The sequence below is a fragment of the Microcoleus harperi Pol14_C6 genome, assembly GCF_036701295.1.
Classification (GTDB): Bacteria; Cyanobacteriota; Cyanobacteriia; order Cyanobacteriales; family Microcoleaceae; genus Microcoleus.
The window spans coordinates 53,982-71,289 of sequence record NZ_JAUBQN010000028.1 but is presented as its reverse complement, the minus strand read 5'-3'; the positions used below and the strand labels follow the sequence as shown (position 1 = coordinate 71,289).

At 46.8% G+C, this 17,308-nt stretch carries 15 protein-coding genes; 7 read left to right on the top strand and 8 right to left on the bottom strand.

All coding sequences use genetic code 11. The features are described from left to right. Positions 1 to 119: 119 nt before the first annotated feature. The 3 genes from QUA27_RS18815 to rpsB form a co-directional block, all read right to left on the bottom strand. Positions 120 to 1,049, bottom strand: coding sequence for a hypothetical protein (locus tag QUA27_RS18815; RefSeq protein WP_333069676.1), 930 nt, complete (start codon positions 1,047 to 1,049; stop codon positions 120 to 122). 186 nt (positions 1,050 to 1,235) lie between these two features. Further along, a complete protein-coding gene (gene tsf / locus QUA27_RS18810) occupies positions 1,236 to 1,895 on the bottom strand; it encodes a translation elongation factor Ts (protein ID WP_333061561.1) in 660 nt (219 codons plus the stop codon). 322 nt (positions 1,896 to 2,217) lie between these two features. Further along, positions 2,218 to 3,048 (bottom strand): 30S ribosomal protein S2, encoded by an 831-nt coding sequence (gene rpsB / locus QUA27_RS18805; RefSeq protein ID WP_172187021.1) that lies wholly within the window; start codon positions 3,046 to 3,048, stop codon positions 2,218 to 2,220. 435 nt (positions 3,049 to 3,483) lie between these two features. Here rpsB and QUA27_RS18800 point away from each other — a divergent pair, with 435 nt between their 5' ends. The 4 genes from QUA27_RS18800 to QUA27_RS18785 all read left to right on the top strand — a co-directional run bounded on the left by QUA27_RS18800 (position 3,484) and on the right by QUA27_RS18785 (position 8,393). Continuing rightward, positions 3,484 to 5,685: a cation:proton antiporter gene (locus QUA27_RS18800; protein ID WP_333069674.1), complete on the top strand. Its 2,202-nt coding sequence runs from the start codon at positions 3,484 to 3,486 to the stop codon at positions 5,683 to 5,685. A 91-nt stretch (positions 5,686 to 5,776) separates the two neighbouring features. Continuing rightward, on the top strand, positions 5,777 to 6,313 hold the full coding sequence (locus QUA27_RS18795) for a hypothetical protein (RefSeq protein WP_333069673.1): 537 nt from the start codon (positions 5,777 to 5,779) through the stop codon (positions 6,311 to 6,313). 298 nt (positions 6,314 to 6,611) lie between these two features. Beyond that, entirely contained in the window at positions 6,612 to 7,217 is a 606-nt protein-coding gene (locus QUA27_RS18790) for a DUF3038 domain-containing protein (protein ID WP_333069672.1), read from the top strand. Positions 7,218 to 7,220: 3 nt separating this feature from the next. Beyond that, the gene (locus QUA27_RS18785; RefSeq protein ID WP_333069671.1) at positions 7,221 to 8,393 is read left to right on the top strand and encodes a DUF4335 domain-containing protein; all 1,173 of its coding nucleotides are present in this window, start codon (positions 7,221 to 7,223) and stop codon (positions 8,391 to 8,393) included. A 157-nt stretch (positions 8,394 to 8,550) separates the two neighbouring features. On the opposite strand, the gene QUA27_RS18780 is transcribed toward QUA27_RS18785, so the two are convergent. Together QUA27_RS18780 and QUA27_RS18775 are read right to left on the bottom strand one after the other, a co-directional pair. Next, positions 8,551 to 10,626, bottom strand: a complete 2,076-nt coding sequence (locus tag QUA27_RS18780; RefSeq protein ID WP_333069670.1) for an abortive infection protein — start codon at positions 10,624 to 10,626, stop codon at positions 8,551 to 8,553. Between the two features lie 5 nt (positions 10,627 to 10,631). Next, positions 10,632 to 11,303, bottom strand: coding sequence for a hypothetical protein (locus QUA27_RS18775; protein WP_333069669.1), 672 nt, complete (start codon positions 11,301 to 11,303; stop codon positions 10,632 to 10,634). A 240-nt stretch (positions 11,304 to 11,543) separates the two neighbouring features. Between QUA27_RS18775 and QUA27_RS18770 the strand changes: the two genes are divergently transcribed. Continuing rightward, positions 11,544 to 12,479: an OmpA family protein gene (locus tag QUA27_RS18770; RefSeq protein WP_333069668.1), complete on the top strand. Its 936-nt coding sequence runs from the start codon at positions 11,544 to 11,546 to the stop codon at positions 12,477 to 12,479. Positions 12,480 to 12,644: 165 nt separating this feature from the next. Here the strand turns inward: QUA27_RS18770 and QUA27_RS18765 are convergent, their stop codons facing one another. After that, a complete protein-coding gene (locus tag QUA27_RS18765; protein WP_333069667.1) occupies positions 12,645 to 13,757 on the bottom strand; it encodes an AI-2E family transporter in 1,113 nt (370 codons plus the stop codon). A 146-nt stretch (positions 13,758 to 13,903) separates the two neighbouring features. Between QUA27_RS18765 and QUA27_RS18760 the strand changes: the two genes are divergently transcribed. Further along, positions 13,904 to 14,854 carry an alpha/beta fold hydrolase gene (locus tag QUA27_RS18760; protein ID WP_333069665.1) on the top strand — a complete coding sequence of 317 codons (951 nt, stop codon included), beginning with the start codon at positions 13,904 to 13,906 and terminating at the stop codon, positions 14,852 to 14,854. A 91-nt stretch (positions 14,855 to 14,945) separates the two neighbouring features. Here QUA27_RS18760 and cysS read toward each other — a convergent pair whose 3' ends face one another. Together cysS and QUA27_RS18750 are read right to left on the bottom strand one after the other, a co-directional pair. Then, positions 14,946 to 16,541: a cysteine--tRNA ligase gene (gene cysS / locus QUA27_RS18755; protein WP_333069664.1), complete on the bottom strand. Its 1,596-nt coding sequence runs from the start codon at positions 16,539 to 16,541 to the stop codon at positions 14,946 to 14,948. A 36-nt stretch (positions 16,542 to 16,577) separates the two neighbouring features. Continuing rightward, positions 16,578 to 16,760, bottom strand: a complete 183-nt coding sequence (locus QUA27_RS18750) for a hypothetical protein (protein ID WP_333069663.1) — start codon at positions 16,758 to 16,760, stop codon at positions 16,578 to 16,580. A 260-nt stretch (positions 16,761 to 17,020) separates the two neighbouring features. Between QUA27_RS18750 and QUA27_RS18745 the strand changes: the two genes are divergently transcribed. Continuing rightward, on the top strand, positions 17,021 to 17,224 hold the full coding sequence (locus QUA27_RS18745; RefSeq protein WP_333069662.1) for a hypothetical protein: 204 nt from the start codon (positions 17,021 to 17,023) through the stop codon (positions 17,222 to 17,224). The last annotated feature ends 84 nt before the right edge of the window (positions 17,225 to 17,308 follow it).

Here is a 17,308-nt window from a genome sequence, read left to right as displayed (position 1 = left end):
TCATCAGTTATTAATAATTAGTCATTAGTCATTAGTCATTAGTTATTAATCATAGCTCAAGAATTCCAGACACCTGACAACTGATAAGTGTCAACTGACAAGTGTCAATTGACAACTGACTAATCTTCAAACCAACTCGATCGCCAAGCCGATTCAGCCTCCACCACGGCCAGTTCCCGCTGCTTTTTCTGGTAATCGCGGCCCAGCGAGTTCAACTTTACAGACAGGTTACGAATTTGCTGGCGCCAAGCCGAGGTTCCCGCATCGGCAAACTCTATTTCCGATAGCCGCAGTTTAATCGCTGTAATGTGCAGCGCCCTACTACCAAAGGTTTCTGCCAATTTTCGTGATGCTGATGAGGCATCGGTTTCAATGATTAAGTTTAATAAGTTAGGCGGCCCGGCAACGCTGTCGCCGGAGGATTCAGCTTGAGAAGCAGCTTCTAGAACCGGTTCTGGCAATTGACTCGGCAAGATTGCCGATTGTTGCAGCAAGCGGTTGGTGTCGCGAGAAAGCAGCTTGAGTATATTGACGATCGACTTTTCAATACTATTTTGCCAGCGTGCCAAACTTTCAGGGGAATTGGCGTTTGGCAATTGATAATTTGCCAATGAAAATAGATAGTTAATTGCGGAAACTTGGTTTTTTTCCTTTTGGCCTTCTTCCTTGTCGTCTTCCTCTTCTTCCTCTTCTTCCTCTTCGTCTTTGTCGAAGTCGTCTTCCTCTTCGTTTTCCTCTTCCTCTTCGTCTTCCTCTTCCTCTGCTTCTGATTCAGTCACCAGCGATCGCAATTTTTCCTCCGACGCTGCGGCCAAAGCCCTTACAGACTGCTGCATTTTTTGCCTCCCCTCGAAGGACAACTTAAGAAACGACTCCGGTACTGCTTGAGTGCAAAGGTGATAGCAAGCCAAAATTAACTGCTGCCGCACCGCTTGTCCCAACGCAGTTAAATAACCTTCGTAGGTACTGCTAAACTCCAACTTCAAGGCTGTTAAAGACTCTTCGAGTCCTGCCAAATCTTGCTCTATTCGCTCTTTTGGTCGCACCATATCTCTCGTATAAAATTAAAATAGGACTTACCCAAGTTTTAAATCCTTACCCTATCTGTAGTAAGGTATGCACTGCACGCCCTACAAATATATTCGGTCTATAAGTCCTGTAAAAATTAAAAATTAAAAATGCAAAAAATTGATTTTTCACATTTTTAATTTTTAATTTTTAATCTTAATTTGGGATTATTGAACACCCATTTGGGCTGCCACTTCGTCGGCAAAGTTAGCTTCTACCTTTTCAATGCCTTCGCCCAAGACAAAACGCACGAAGCGGCGCACTTGGACATTTTCTCCAATTTGGGCGATCGTTTGTTTCACCAACTCTTCCACCGAGATATTCTGATCTTTAATAAAAGGCTGATCCATCAAAGATAACTCTTTCATGCGCTTCTCAATCCGCCCTTGAACAATCTTTTCTTTGATGTTTTCCGGCTTGTTGCCCAAGTCATCTTTGCCCATTTCAATTGCCTTTTCTCTTTCGACAACTTCGGCGGGGATATCTTCAACTTTCACGTATTCCACATTCGGGCAAGCTGCAATTTGCATCGCAATATCCCGCACCAACTTTTGGAATTCTTCGCGACGTGCGACAAAATCTGTTTCGCAGTTAACTTCCACCAGCACTCCCACGCGGCCGCCGGTGTGAATGTAGCTGCCTACAAGTCCTTCTGAGGCGACTCGTCCACCTTTTTTACCTGCCGAAGCCAGACCTTTTTTCCGCAGCCACTCAATGGATGTTTCCATATTGCCTTCGTTTTCAACGAGGGCTTTTTTGCAGTCCATCATGCCCGCGCCAGTTTTTTCGCGCAGTTCTTTAACAAGTTTTGCAGATATGTCCGCCATCTTCTTTAAGTTCCCAATCAAAATTATTTATTAGTCATTAGTCATCAGTCATTAGTCATCAGTCATTAGTCACTAATTTTAATGTTAATGATTAGACCAGAGTGAAGAAATACCCAGTCGATCTTAGTATCGACTTTGTAGGTGTAGCGCCAGAATTAATTCTGACCCTGACACAATGAATGCTTTTGCCAGAGTTCTACTAATGACTTAGACTCGTGCTATGTACAATTAAAAATTAAAAATATCCAACTAAAAATAATTATTATTTTTAATTTTCAATCTTTAATTTTTAATTTCCTGATGTCAGATTCCGAGGGCAATACTAGCTCTCGGTTTCTTCGCCTTCGGCCTCAGCAGCGTCGTCGGGATCTACATAATCGGGGTCATCCAATTCTTCGATTTCGACATCATATTCAGCGCCTTCGTAACCACCGTCGTAGTCGTAGTCTTCCTCAGAGTCGCCGCCCTGCTGACCGTGACGACCTTCGTAGATGGCATCAGCCAACTTGCCGACAATCAGCTTGATCGATCGAATAGCATCGTCATTCGCCGGAATGGCAATGTCAACCAAATCCGGGTCGCAATTGGTATCCAACAGAGAGACGATCGGAATTCCCAACTTTTGGCATTCCAACACCGCATTATACTCGCGGCGTTGGTCTACCAGCACCACTCCGTCGGGAATCTTCCGCATAGATTTAATCCCGCCCAGATATTTCTGGAGTTTTGCCATTTCTCGGCGCAGTACCGAAGCTTCTTTTTTCGGCAGCAAATCGAGGGCGCCGATTTCCTCGCGGCGCTCCAAATCCTTGAGGCGCTCCACGCGGGACTTAATCGTCGTCCAGTTGGTGAGCATTCCCCCCAGCCAGCGCTGGTTGACGTAATAAGCACCGCAGCGTTGAGCTTCTTGGGCTACAATCCCTGCTGCTTGGCGCTTCGTACCCACGAACAAAAACTTTTTGCCTTTTTCTGAGGCAACTCTCATGTACTCGTAGGCGTCTTCCATAAGCTGAGCGGTCTGCACGAGGTCGATGATGTGAACCCCGTTGCGCTCTGTAAAAATGTATGGAGACATTTTCGGGTTCCACCGACGGGTTTGGTGTCCGAAGTGAACCCCTGACTCTAGCATTTGAGCCAAACTGACTACTGGCATTGTATTTTTAACTCCTGATTCGGGTTAATCCTCCACCCGGTCGTATTTCTGAAGGTTTGCGCCCTCGAAACACCCGAAAACCCGGATGTGCGAATTTAAACAACTTTTCTAGTTTATCACAGCGCGCGCTACTTTTTCTGACAATCTGATATCCGTAGGGTTGGCTTGGCACCCAGATGTGAGATTTAATGGGAGGGTTGGGTGTGGGGTGTGCACGATGCGGTTAGAGTTACTCGCAAGCGCTTCTTAAAAACGAAAAATCTAGGTGGGAGGTTGGCAAAGCCTTTGTTCGCTTGTGAGAGAATGGCGTTGTTGGTGCGCCTCTTGTGCCTTCTACCTTCGATCGAGCTGGTATCCATTTTTTTCGATCGGCAATTCAGTCAGCTTTAGTAGCCTGCCCTCTCGATCCGCAAAAATCCCAAAGCTAAAAACGCCATGCCCATACCCATTCTCGTTCTGCTTGAAGTTCTAATTGTCATCGCACTTTCGAGACTTGTAGGTTTAGGATTTCGAGCGATCAAACAACCTCAAGTCATTGGAGAAATTGTAGCTGGAATTATGCTTGGGCCTTCTCTGTTTGGCTTAGTTGCACCAGATTTAGCAACAGCACTTTTTCCAGCCGAAGCCGTTCCCTTCCTCAACGTGCTATCTGAGGTGGGGCTAATATTTTTCATGTTTTTGATTGGTTTGGAGCTGAATCCAAAGTATCTCAAAAGCAATTTAGATATAGCGATTTTAACTTCCCATGTCAGCATTCTAGTGCCGTTTTCTCTAGGAAGCTTGCTAGCGCTGCTGTTGTATCCCATCGTTTCAAATAATAGCGTTTCGTTTACAGCCTTTGCCCTATTTTTGGGCGCTGCAATGTCAATTACTGCCTTTCCGGTGCTAGCAAGAATTATTACAGAACACAACTTGCAGAATACAAAATTGGGGACGCTGGCCCTGACTTGCGCTGCGGTAGATGACGTAACGGCGTGGTGTTTGTTAGCGGTGGCGATCGCAGTTACTCGTACTAACTCGATGTTAGGCGCTTTACCGACAATTATTGCATCTTTAATTTACATCTGTTTCATGCTGACTGTAGTCCGCTGGTTCTTGCAGCGGCTTTCCAAACACTACAACCGCACTGGCAGGTTAACACAGTTAGTGCTCTCCGGCATTTACATGGGAGTTGTAGCTTCTGCCTTAATTACTGAATTAATCGGCATCCATTTAATTTTTGGTGCATTTTTGCTGGGTGCTGCCATGCCGAAAAATGCGGGATTAACCAGAGAATTAGCCGAAAAAACCGAAGACTTTGTACTAATATTTCTGCTGCCGATATTTTTTGCTTACAGCGGCTTGCGGACTCAAATCGGCTTGCTCAACAGTCCCGAATTGTGGCTGCTGTGCGCCGCAGTTTTGGGAGTCGCCATTGTCGGCAAGTACGTTGGCACTTACGTTGCTGCCAGAGTTTGTGGCATCAACAACCGCGAAGCTTCAGCCTTGGGATGGCTGATGAATACTCGCGGTTTGACTGAACTAATTGTGCTGAATATCGGTCTTTCCTTGGGTGTCATTTCCCCGCTGCTATTTACGATGTTAGTCATCATGGCTTTAGTGACAACTTTTATGACTTCACCACTGTTGGAGTGGACTTATCCAAAACGGTTAATTAGGTTAGATATTTCTGAGTTTAACTCTGACGAGTCAGAATTAGAGCGTTCAGAATTCGCGGAAAGCCGCGAAGAAACTGCTAACAAATTGCTGCCAACTTATCGAATTTTAGTACCGGTTGCCAATCCCAGCACGCAGAAAGGTTTACTGCGACTAGCGGTAGCGCTGGCGCAGCCGGCTGCTGGTATGGGTGGTGATGATTTAAAGTCAGCGGCGGTTCATCCTCTGAGTTTGATAGAATTAAATGATGACTATGCTTTTGAAAGTACGCCGGCGGAAGCCGATCGCATTATTCAGGAGCGCCGCTCGAAATTATCAGAATTGATTGAGAGTTTGGAACTGCCGGAGGCACAAAAATTCGTACATCCCATCATTCGGGTTACTAATGATGTAGCGAGGGAGACGGCACAAATTGCGACAATAGATCGCGCGGATTTGATTTTAGTAGGATGGCACAGACCTACTTTTAGCAGCAACCGTTTGGGAGGACGTGTCGGTCAAATTCTCAGCAACGCTAAGGTGGATGTAGCAATTTTTGTTGACAGAGGCAGGGAAAACTTGAATAGCTTGTTAGTACCTTACGCGGCCAACATTCACGATGATTTGGGGTTAGAATTGGCGCTGAGACTGTTAGTTAATAGCGAGGAACGCCGTTTGACGGTGCTGCGGGTGGCGGTTGACGGGGAAGCTGAAAACGACTTGAGTTACGAGTTTCAGCGAGTGATGGAGCAGTTGCCTGTTGAGGTGCGATCGCGGATTGAAACTCCGATTGTGGAGGCTGCTGAACCAATTCAAGCGGTGATTGCTGCTTCTGCTAATGCGGATTTGACTATTGCAGGTACGAGTCGGGAGTGGGGAATTGAGCGCCAAACTTTGGGACAGTATACTGATGAATTGGCTGTGCAGTGTCATTCTTCGCTGCTGATTACGCGCTGTTACGTTAAAGTGCGATCGCACTTGGCTTCGGTACTCCGTCATTAGTCAGTAGTTATGGGTTATTTGTTATTGGTTATTTGTGAGTTGCTACCAAATACCTATTACCAAATATCAAAGGCCCGATCCCCAATTCCCAATGCCAAATGCCCAATTACCAATTACCAAGATTATGCCTCAGTTTAACGTCAAAATGTTAACATTCTATGGTGTTTCTATCGCCTTTGTTGTGGTACTATTTAAAATAGTAACTGCTTACGGCGAAACAAATTTAAAGGCGACTCCGGCAATTGCGGGAACTTATCGCTTCGATGCTCAAAGTTTGCCCGAATGTCTGAAATCTGATTCGTTGGTCTTGACAATCGGGCAGTCAGGTGTTTATTTGAGCGGTAATTTGCGATCGGGCAGCAGCGAGGGCAGGGAAAAAACAGCCGAGGAGAAACCTTCTCTATTTGGTAAGTGGGAAACTCAAGGATTGAACTTGTCGGGTGCGGTTGCTAATTTAGCTGGTTGCAGCGACTCCACAGCAACCGGTCAAAACAGTTCTGTTAAAATGCGCGGAATTGTGGATCAAAATAGCCTCAAGGGAAAAATTAGTCTAACTGATAAGGCGGCGGCTAGTGATTTTACGGCTCAAAGAGAAGCAGCGGGGAAACCCCAGAAGCAGGAACATTGATCGATCCCAATAGGAAATAAGAAATGGGAAATGGGTAATTTTTTGTCGCTTTCTGACTCTCCCCTCCTCCCCTAATGAAGCAAGGAATCACAAAGTGGCGGCGGGGTTGGGGGAATGGGCGATCGAACTCCCGCTGGAGCTCGCCTGTGACGGTCGGTTGCTGCTAAATTAGAAAATATGCCTAAAAGTCAATGATAAAAATAAAGTATCCCAGAGAAGTTCTTGGTTGAGAATTTGTCTTGCTCAAGACCCCACGTGCCCGTATAGTTTGTTTGGAATGGATGTTGCCGTGATATTAATGCCGTCAGAAACTTCGCTTACCCAGTCAAACCCGTTAATTTTAGACAGTTTGCCAGACTTGTCGCCTTCCGATGGGGGATGTCCCCGCCGAGCCAGATTACAAATTGACTTGATGTTGCTGGCGATCGAAGCCTTGTATCTCGGAGGTGCTGAAGAAATGCTGGCAGTGTCAAAGGAACTGGAATTGGAATCAATTATCAAAAATAGGGTTGCCCTTTGGCTGATGCGGAATACTAACCCGCTGAGACGCTACACCCAGCGCCGCTCCCTTACCATTGTGGAGGCAAAAGCGCTGGTGGCGATCGCCTGCAATATGGCGCGCAAGTTAACCGCCACAATTCGGCAGTTGCTGCTAGATTCGCAGCAGTTGCGATCGAGAAATATCCCCCTCAACCAGAACCAGCCGCTGGCCGAGTATTTAGAACGCTTTCGAGCTCACTTTCGATCGCGCATGAACCCCAAGCGATCGCTAGTTGCAGCTTACGATTCCGACGACAAGCTCAACGAGCTAGCTTTGAACTTGTTGAGCAAACTGCTATTTTGTACAGGCACAGCCGGAATGCAGCGCTTCTGGGTTAGCCTGTTTGATGGAGAAGTTGAATAAAAAATGACTATTAGGCGTCAGTACAGTCTGCCAAATTGCACCCTGGTTCTAGAAGGGTTGAGCGATGGTTCCGCAGCCAGCCAGTTAGATATACGGCCGGTGCTTTCCATATTAATGAGCGCTGAATGCTATGTTACAGGTCTTGGCGAGCCCCTAAGCGGGGGACGAGATTTTTTTGAAAGCTTGGTGAGGGCCGTCAGCAGCTACGCTCAAGAATTTATGAGCGGAGTGCATTATCCCGATCGCTACGGCCCGAATGTGGGTATGGTGCAGTTACACAAAATTGAGGGGAATTTGCACCGATTGACCGTTCTACCCGCCTCCACAGGCAGCCCAACCCAAATCGATCAAAAAACAGAACTGTCGGCAAAAGTAGATTTGACGACGGTACAGCTATTTGACTTGGTAGAGGCGATCGATCAGTTTTTTGCCGACACGCAGACGCTGCCGGAATTGTCACTGCAATTAACCCCAATTTCCAGGCGTTACGTCAAGTCTGCCGAACCTTTGGCGAAGCGGAGTTTGCCTGCTGTCGTGGGGGTGTCGAGTTTGGCTTTGGCGGCGATGGCGTTTTTCTTGGTACCAGTCCCCGAAGTCCAGCGCCAGAGAGATCCGGTGCGGCAGCCCAATCCAGCGGGCCAGAATCAAGGGACGCCGAATCCGGGCGGATCGGGTTCGCCGAATCCCAATCCCACGCCCCCTGCTGACGGTTTGCTGCCGGGGACTCAAACTCCGAATGCTGAATCGATTTCGCCGACTCCGAGCCCTGCGCCGCAGCCCGACGCTTCACCTAGCGCCACACCGCAATCGAGCACTTCGCCGGAAAGCACGCGCAGTCCTGTTGCTGAAGGTTTGGCAAGCCCTGATGCAGCAAGTTTGCCAATTACCGATCCAGCGCAAATTGAGCTTTTGAGGGGCAAACTTTCTCAGCAAATTGACGGAGTTGTGAAGAATCAGCCTCCGGTTGATGCAGAGTTGGTTTATCGGGTGAGTGTGGCCCAAGACGGGGCGATTGTCGGTTACAAGTCGGAGAATTCGGCAGCAGTCGAGAGATCCGAAACGCCGTTGTCCGAGTTGCTTTACAAACCGGTTGGCAGCAGGCCACCTGCGGAAGCGCTGGCTGATTTTCGTGTAGTTTTGGCACCAGACGGCACTGTTCAAGTCAGTCCTTGGTAATGGTTGATTGTTGAGTGTTGACTGTTGACTGATACGAAATCCGGTTTTCATACCCCTTTTATTCTTTAGTCCCTCTCTGCTAGGACGAAAGTTTGTCTAGGATCGGTTTTAACCCCCGATTCTTATCAAGGGGTTTCTAAGCCGGATTTGATATGATTCAAAGCCCTGTTGGTGCGATCGGCTCAATATCTGGGTCAAATCCCCCAACTTGATTGGTGCGAATTATCCACAAAAATGCTCCCTGTTTTAATAAAACTTTGGCGATTTCATCTTGGGTGCGCCTGGGCAACATTGTTCGGTAACTAATAGCAGCTTTTATCAGGTTTGCTATACCCACAAAAAATGTTTTTTTCAGTTCAGAATCAATCCCCGCTAATCTCGAATTTTTGCGCCAATCTGGACGAACAATACCGAGGGGCATTAATACTTTTTCTAAACTCTCTCCTAATGCTACTAGCTGGTGAAACCTTTGGGTTTGTGCGTCGGTAGGATGTGTTTTTAGCCAGTCTTGAATCTGAGGATTTGACTCTATTTCGGAAGTAATTTTTTTAAGTGTCGCGTAAATTGCCTGACTTGAATCTTGGACGCAAGAAGTTGCTGGCGTGACTAAACTTGCGCCGGTGCCGTCTCCGCTGCGGTAGCGGGCCATCATGATATCTAGTTGCTGGTTTAATTCGGTTAAAGGCGACAAGGTGATGCCGTCAAAATCGTAGTCGCAACACACGCAGTCTAATTTACAGATGATATCGCAAACCGGGCGATCGCCCAACCAGCCGCGCTGCAAGTCTCCCATGTAGCTTTGCCATTTGCTGGAACCAGCAACAATTCCGTCGGGATTGTGGGCGTAAACTTGTTTGTATTCTATGTCAAAACGCAGTTCGCTAGTAAAGCGATCGCGCACTACTTTTGCTACTCCGAAAGCAAAATGTCCCGTGACAATTCCCAGCGGTGGCTGTTCGCCTTTTTTGCCGCCGATACCGCCGAAACTGTGAATCACTATCCCAATATCTCCTTCTTGCCAAGGAGAGATGGAAGTGTTTTCTGTAGCACCATTCGGGGTTAACAATACTCTTTTGGCTTGCCCTTTTTGGGCTGGTGTATTTTCCCAATTCTTGTTGCTTAAATAAGCCAGAGATTTTTTGAGACCGAAATATGTTTCATCTGGTGTTAATTGGGCAATTTTGCGGGGTTCTATTGCCTGCACTACAAATATACTGTCTTTGTCTCTTTCGCCGTAAATGTACCAGCCGTCTGGATTTAATGGCGATTGTTCGATCAGGTGATTGGTAGACCTCGCTACGCCATTTTTGTCTGGCTGTACTTGTGGAATCCGAATAATTTCGGCGGCGCCGTCAAATTGTTGAGATGTTTTGTTGAAATGCCGAACAATAAATTTGTCGCTGTCGGTTTCTTTTCGCTGTAAAATTGATACTAAGGCGCAGAAACGTCCGATAATTTGTACTGGCTCGCGATCGATCGTGAGTTCCTGGCGATCGCTGCTGCTATAATTAATCGCAATCACCGGCCTGCGTAGCATCACAGTCACGCTGTCTTCAAGTCTGCTACCTGCTAGAGTTTCTAAAGGCCCGACATTTCGCCAGCCGTTCAATCTCTCTGGATGGATATTGCCAGATTTTTGACTTTTTTTAGTTTCTTGTGTGAAGTTTATATCTTGACTGACGGCGTGGACAAAAAACTGTACTTCGCGATTTGTACTCCACTTCAAAAAGGCTGTTTTGCCAATAAAATCTTTATACTTTTTGGGGGCATTTATTACTTCAAGAAACACTGTACCGTAGGGCTGGCGCTGTTCGTTTGAGGGCAAAATTAAGCGTCCGTGCCAAAGGGCGATCGGCTTGTAGAGATAGGCAACTGATGCTGAATTTTCGCAGATAGTCTCCGGATCAAAAGCTATTGAAATATCGTTTTTTCCTCCAAAAATAGTAGCAGTTAAATTTCCGTCACTTTCTACAAATCGGGGTTCTAAAAAAACCTTTTCAGGTTGTGAAATATTAGCGGTTAAATGACCAGTCTTTTTTATAGACGAGCGTCTAAAGAGGTGATAGTTCTCGAATTTGGTCTGCAACCAATTTAGAAAAATGCGAATAAAAATAAACGCTGTTAAACCAAAAACAACAGCTAAAATAATCAGCCCCAAGGTCAAAATGAATTGGTTGAAAGACTGACCTGATACTAAAAAAATTGTTGGCCAGATCAAAGAAAATGCCGCCATAATATCTAAAAACGAGTTTTAGGTTCGATCCAGTCTGTGCTGGCTTGACTGCCGAAAACTAGGGGTTTGTCCTCGGTGACAGGTACCGTTTGCCCTGTCATATCCACTGCACAAAGAGGCCAAGATCGATCGCCCAAATTGCCTGCGCGGAACAGAACTTTTCCGGGACAAACTTGACTCCAACCCAACAATACAGCATGAGTGTAAAGACTGCGAGCGGGAGCAACGGTATAAGTGTAATTATCATTTTTGTCCCAAATGACACCGTAGTCGGACATATCGGAAGAGTTGAAAAGTGCTTCAAATTCGCGGGCGAGAATGCGGGAACCGTCTTGATTCCAAGAAACAGGCACTAAAATGGCGATCGTCCCTGACATATCTGTATCATCGCTACCATACATCCCACTTTCCGCCAGTGGCGAAGCAGCCGCCACGGTTTGCAGTTCGCCTGTTTTGAGATTTTCCACAAACATGACGCTGCTAACCCGACACTGGGAGAATTCCGGCTGCACTTGCAACTCAATTCGACTGTAAGCTGCGTATTGGCCGTTAGTTGAAACTAGGGATGGACTGCGATAATAGCGGAGGCCTGTGCCGGCAGTGGAGCTCACTTTAGCATGAGTGGCACTAATCCATTCCCAAGGAACGGGATAAGGGCTATTTAAAGGGTCAGTCATCGGTTTTTTTTCCAAAAGTTTTACTGAATTATCCAACAGATTCAGGCTGGCACGCAACAAACTAGAAACCAGGTTTCTGCCTCGATGCTTCGCCACCAAACCCCAGATTTATAGAAACCGGGTTTCTTTTTTAGATTTGAGATTGGAGGCCAAATCTCAAATCTAAAATCTCAAATTTCAAATCGGATAGGTAAGATAGTATCGAAATTAATCTGGTATGTACACTGAGAGGGATGAAATATGACGCGATCTTTTAACCAAAAACCTTCAATCCCCCCCACTCGCGTCTCCAAGTCGCGGGGAAAAGGTTTGCTTGTACTGTCGCTGATTTTTCGACTGCTGCTGCTGGGGGTGGGCAGCGGTTTTGCCTGGGTTTTGGGGATGACGATCGCTCAAATCTCTCCCTCAGGCGCGACGCAGATGCCGCTGGCAGAGAGATTGCTACGTGTAACTCAAAATTTGACCTCCAGCCCGAAACGCGCCCCAGCAACGCCAATTCCGGCGCTCCCGCCACCAACCGCTACACCGACTCCCCAGTCAAAAGTCAGTCCTGCCCAGAGAGAGAAATTGCAGTCGGATTTGAGACAGTTGCAGGGCGAACTCAACGCCCTGATTGGTCGCACGGCGGCTTTGGAGAGTCAGTTGGGCAGCAGCCGCCCGACGGAAACTTTGGAAAAGCGTTTGCAGTTGATGTCGCGGGAATTGGCGGCGCCGGAAACGGCGGCAAGTGTTGCGCCTGCTTTACCGGCGATCGGCAGCAGCCCGAGTCTGAACCCTCAAACGGTGAATACTGCGCCTCAGAATGCCAATAATCCGGTGTTTGGGGGGGATGGGCTGATGGTGACTCTACCCAGCGATGTTTTGTTTGATACTGGCAGCATTTCTTTGCGCGCGGGAACTAATGCGATTTTAGACAATTTGGTGGCGGAGTTGGGCAATCACGAGGGGGCAACTGTGCGCGTTGCGGGCCACACTGACGACGCGGGGGAAGCGGCGGACAATCGCAATGTGTCGTTTGCGCGGGCTCAGGCTGTGGTGCAGTATTTGTCGGGTGTACTCGGTCAGAAGTATCATTGGGTGGCGATCGGCTATGGGGAAAGTCGCCCTTCGGTGGATAATAGTTCCGATACTAATCGGCAGCGCAACCGTCGCATTGAAGTGGCAATTAGTCCTTAGTCAGCGGACTTGTGGATACTAGATTTATTTCATGAATCTTTGATTGATAGTCAACCGCAGATGTAAGGCAGATAAACACGGATAAACGCAGATAATTTCCACAGAGGTGAGCGAATGCTTGCAATTGGAGTCTACTGTGTTGAATTCTCAAGGCGTAAGTTGCTGTTACGCTGAAGGTGTCAGAGGTGGCAAGTCAGAATTATTTTTAGCCCGATCTATTGCCTCTCGATGTTCGCTCCTAAGTTTGGGTTTTAAATACAAGTTTTCAATCAAAGCTGCCACTCCCGCAAACCAAGGTGGCACAATTACAGCTCCAATAATTCCTAATACTTGAACGCCGCCCAAGACAGACAGCAATTGATATAAAGGATGCACACCAACCGATGAACCAACCAGCAAAGGATCGAGTACGTAAGTTTCTAAATTCTGGATAATTACAAATAACAGTAATACCCACAAAAGTACCCAGCCACCTTTAGCTAAAGCTACGATTAATGCTGGTACTGCTCCTAACACGGGGCCGATGAAGGGAATCAAGTTGGTAACACCTGCGATCGCACCCAAGCCTAAAGCAAATTCGGGCATTCCCAAAATGCTCAAACCTGTGGTAATAAATATCCCTAAAATGCCCGAAACTAACACTCGCCCGCGAATATAGCTTCCCATTCTTTGACCGATTGGCGCCACTTGTGCGGCTAATCTTGCGTCCCAAGGTTTCGGAAAAAACTGCACCAAACTTTTGATTAATGTGTCGCTGTCGGCAACCATATAACCTGAAATAAATAATGCTAAAACTAAGCTGAAGAAACCGCCGAGAATGCCTCTGGTTAAGCTGTACGATCGCAAAACCAGTTGTTGACTCGATCGAATCAACCAATTAGTCAGCGATTGAGTGTCCACCAACTGACCCACCAGGGTTGGGGCATCGTCGGTGAGGCGACTCAATACATTAGTTGCCACAGTTCGCAAACTTTCGACATAAACTGGTAGCTGCCGCAGCAGTAACTCTATTTGTTCGATTACCGTGGGCCCGATTAACACTACCGTCCCGCTAAATCCGCCGATGAGAGTTAAATAAACCATAATCACCGCCAGCCAACGGGGAGCGCGCATGGTTTCTGCCCAATTCACGATCGGGACGATCGAAGCCGCCAGTACAACTGATATCATCAGAATTACTAGCAAGCTGCGCAATTGCCACAGCAGCACTAGCAGCAAGGACGATGCTACAATTAGCAGCAAATTAGGTAAAGAAATGGTAATCCGCTGTTCTGACATGATTAAGTAATCAAGGTTTGTATTCGGGCTTATGTCATCCCGCAGGGCGGGTTTATTTATATTCTCATTTACGAATGATATGTCGGGTTAAACCCGCACCTACTCATATTATAATAAAAAGTAACATCGGTTCTAAACAAAATAATATGCAACCGCCATATTCAACCCAAGATTTGTCCACTATTTCGTCTATAAAATCACCAACGCTGTTTTACGAATGGCAAAATTACCGTTGTGCTTATGAAGTTTATAACCCAACTACTGCGACAGAAGATAGCATCCCTTTGTTATTAATTCATCCGATTGGAGTTGGATTGTCAAGAATCTTTTGGCATAGATTTTGTGAGAGTTGGTACAAAGCAGGGAATACTAATCCCATTTATAATCCCGACCTTTTGGGCTGCGGCGATTGCGAAATGCCGGCTGTCGCTTGCTATCCAGACGATTGGGCCGCACAGTTGCAGTATTTCTTGGAAACTGTAGTGAAAAAACCTGCGATCGTCCTCGTGCAAGGTGCTTTACTGTCTGTAGGCTTGGTTTTAGCAAAAATGCAGCAGGAAAGCGGCTCAAATTTAATTCGCGGGTTAGTTCTCGCGGGGCCTCCCGCTTGGGCTGTGATGAACAAACATTCGACAGAAAGACAGCAACGAATTGTCTGGAACTTGTTAAATTCTCCCTTGGGAAACGCTTTTTACCGGTACGCCAGGCGCGCTGAGTTTTTGCGTTCTTTTTCAATCAAACAACTGTTTGGCGATGCGGCAAAAGTTGACAGCGAATGGTTGGATGCTTTGCAGGCTGGGGCGGCAAATCCTGACAGCAGACACGCGGTTTTCTCGTTTTTAGCGGGGTTTTGGCGCCAGGATTATAGCGGTACGATCCAAAAGTTCGATCGCCCCGCACTCGTTGTGATGGGAGAAAAAGCCTCAAGCATCAGTCAAGCGGGTAAGGAAGAGAAACCGGATGAAAGATTAGCGCAATATTTGGCTGCTTTTCCCAACGGTGAGGGTTTGTTGATACCGGGGCGGAATGTTTTACCTTACGAATCAACGGCAGAATTTGTGGCGGCTGTTGCTGAGTTTGTCAATGGGAGTTTTTAACCGCAGATATTAGCAGATGAACACAGATCAACGCGGATGGAATTTTATCTGCGTTCATCCGCGTTCATCTGCGGTTAAAAAACTCTAAATTTCAACTGGGATGCCAAATTGTTGTGCCATCTTTTTGATCGATCAGAGTAATGCCCCGATCCTTGAGTTCGTTGCGAATGCGATCGCCCTCTGCAAAATTCTTAGCTTTGCGGGCATCTTTCCGCTGCTGAATCATCACCTTAATCTCCTCATCAGTTAATCCGCTAATCACTTCAAGTTTATTAATACTCATTTTCGAGTTATCGGTAAACATAGTCGCACTTCCCACGACGAGTTTGGGTTTTCTAAATCCTAAAACTTCGGATAACTTAACCAGATTCTGCCACTTTTGTTGCAACACTTCCGAAGGTATTTCCGTTTTTCCCCCATGTACAATTATATTGCTTTCGCGCCGCAATTCCTTCGCCAATTCAAACAGAACAGCTAAAGCATTAGGAGTATTGAAATCATCATCCATCGCGGCTCTAAATTGCTGTACAGCCTCACTCTCCACTATGGGCAATTTCAGAATTTTATCTGGATCCCAGCCCAATTGGGAACCGTGCACCTTACCAAAAACTAGGCTTTCTTCAAGAGTATGCCAGCCATTTCGAGCGCTAGCGATCGCCTCTTCGGTAAAATCAATTTGACTGCGGTAGTGCGCTGTTAACACAAACAGCCTCACCGCCATCGGATCTACCGGTTTTGACTTCTCGCTTCTTTCATTCTGACTCCCCCCGTTACCAAGGGGGGGCTGGGGGGGGTTAGATTCCAAATCGCCCGACCAATTCCCATTTAACAAATCGCGAATTGTAATAAAATTGTGCAAAGATTTCGACATCTTTTTGCCGTTGACAGTCACAAAAGCATTGTGCATCCAATAATTAGCAAGCGACTTGCCCGTCGCCGCTTCAGATTGAGCAATTTCGTTTTCGTGGTGCGGAAAAGTTAAATCGGAACCGCCGCAGTGAATGTCAATTGTTTCGCCCAAGCAATCGCGCACCATCGCCGAACATTCGATGTGCCATCCGGGGCGACCTTTTCCCCAAGATGAATCCCAAGCAGGTTCTCCCGGTTTAGCGCTTTTCCACAGGGCAAAATCAGAGGAATCTTGCTTTTTTTGAGCTTCTATTTCTGCGGTTTCCAATCTACCACTAGCCCCGGCCTGCATTTCTTCCAACTTGCGGCCCGAAAGTTTTCCGTAATCGGCAAACTGCCTCACGTTGTAGTAAACGTCGCCGCCGGAAGCATAGGCATAACCTTTATTTTCTAATTCGTGAATCAGCCGTTTAATGCCGTCGATTGTATGGGTGGCGCGGGGATATTCATCGGCCCTGAGAATATTTAGCTTGTCCATATCTGCAAAATATTCATCGATGAAGCGTTCCGCCACAGCTTCCATTGTGGAATTAGTTTCGCGGGCGCGGTTGAGAATTTTGTCGTCAATATCTGTAAAATTCTGCACGTAGCGCACATCGTATCCCCGCCACATCAGATAGCGCCGCACCATGTCCCAAACAATGTAAGCGCGGGCGTGACCGACGTGGCAGTAATCGTATACCGTAACGCCGCAGCAATACATCCGCACCTTTCCTGGTTCGAGGGGTTCAAAAGGTGATTCGCGACGGGTCAAGCTGTTGTAAAGCGTTAAGGGCATGGGATTTGAGATTTGAGATTTGAGATTTTACAAGATTTAGGCAGAACGTCTATGTCTAGGGTGTGCAGTACCCACATTATCTGTATAGGTAGTGCATCCAACCATTTTTGCATTCAGGACTACGGGCTTGTAGTTACGATCGCCCGTTAGCGAAGCTTGCAGAAAAAGAGCGCCCAACTGCCAGCCTAGGAAATTTGGTACTAAATCTCCTCTATCCATAGTACCGCCCCGGCCGACTCAATCTCACATCTCATTCATGTCAGGGAATCTTGACAATAGTTGGTGACGATCCCCACAAGCGTTTTATTGTCAAGGTTTCCTGACATATTGATCCCCAAAATCACGAAAATGCGTATAACTACTCATGATTGATGGCAAAGACCCCTTGACCCGATCGCAACTTGTCTGCAACATTAAGTCATGACAAAGCGATCCCAAAGAAATGCTTGAATTAAGCAGCCCTGGGAGTCGAATAGCGCGTGTGCTGCCAGCACAGCGTTGCTAGCAGCACCGATCGCACTCACAAAATCGATCTTGTCAATCAAGAATCGACAGAAAAGTTTTATTTAGATCGGACGGTGCGCGCAGAAGCCAAGAAGTCACAACCCTCGATCGCATGGGGGATAAGACAAGCTAAAAACAAGCAAGGCTTCAAAGGTTGGAGAGATTTGGAAGCTCGATAATATTTGCATTTAAAAGAGTTTCTAACTCAAAAAATCAACACCTTTGTGTTGAAACGAAAAATCTAACCCGCCATCCCAAATAAG

Coding starts and splice junctions, on each gene's coding strand:
- tsf (WP_333061561.1), bottom strand. CDS start 1,895: ATGGCGGACATATCTGCAAAACTTGTTAAAGAACTGCGCGAAAAAACT.
- QUA27_RS18775 (WP_333069669.1), bottom strand. CDS start 11,303: ATGACTGACCCTTTAAATAGCCCTTATCCCGTTCCTTGGGAATGGATT.
- QUA27_RS18760 (WP_333069665.1), top strand. CDS start 13,904: ATGCAACCGCCATATTCAACCCAAGATTTGTCCACTATTTCGTCTATA.
- QUA27_RS18780 (WP_333069670.1), bottom strand. CDS start 10,626: ATGGCGGCATTTTCTTTGATCTGGCCAACAATTTTTTTAGTATCAGGT.
- QUA27_RS18815 (WP_333069676.1), bottom strand. CDS start 1,049: ATGGTGCGACCAAAAGAGCGAATAGAGCAAGATTTGGCAGGACTCGAA.
- QUA27_RS18750 (WP_333069663.1), bottom strand. CDS start 16,760: ATGGATAGAGGAGATTTAGTACCAAATTTCCTAGGCTGGCAGTTGGGC.
- QUA27_RS18790 (WP_333069672.1), top strand. CDS start 6,612: ATGCCGTCAGAAACTTCGCTTACCCAGTCAAACCCGTTAATTTTAGAC.
- rpsB (WP_172187021.1), bottom strand. CDS start 3,048: ATGCCAGTAGTCAGTTTGGCTCAAATGCTAGAGTCAGGGGTTCACTTC.
- QUA27_RS18770 (WP_333069668.1), top strand. CDS start 11,544: ATGACGCGATCTTTTAACCAAAAACCTTCAATCCCCCCCACTCGCGTC.
- QUA27_RS18800 (WP_333069674.1), top strand. CDS start 3,484: ATGCCCATACCCATTCTCGTTCTGCTTGAAGTTCTAATTGTCATCGCA.
- QUA27_RS18795 (WP_333069673.1), top strand. CDS start 5,777: ATGCCAAATGCCCAATTACCAATTACCAAGATTATGCCTCAGTTTAAC.
- QUA27_RS18765 (WP_333069667.1), bottom strand. CDS start 13,757: ATGTCAGAACAGCGGATTACCATTTCTTTACCTAATTTGCTGCTAATT.
- QUA27_RS18785 (WP_333069671.1), top strand. CDS start 7,221: ATGACTATTAGGCGTCAGTACAGTCTGCCAAATTGCACCCTGGTTCTA.
- cysS (WP_333069664.1), bottom strand. CDS start 16,541: ATGCCCTTAACGCTTTACAACAGCTTGACCCGTCGCGAATCACCTTTT.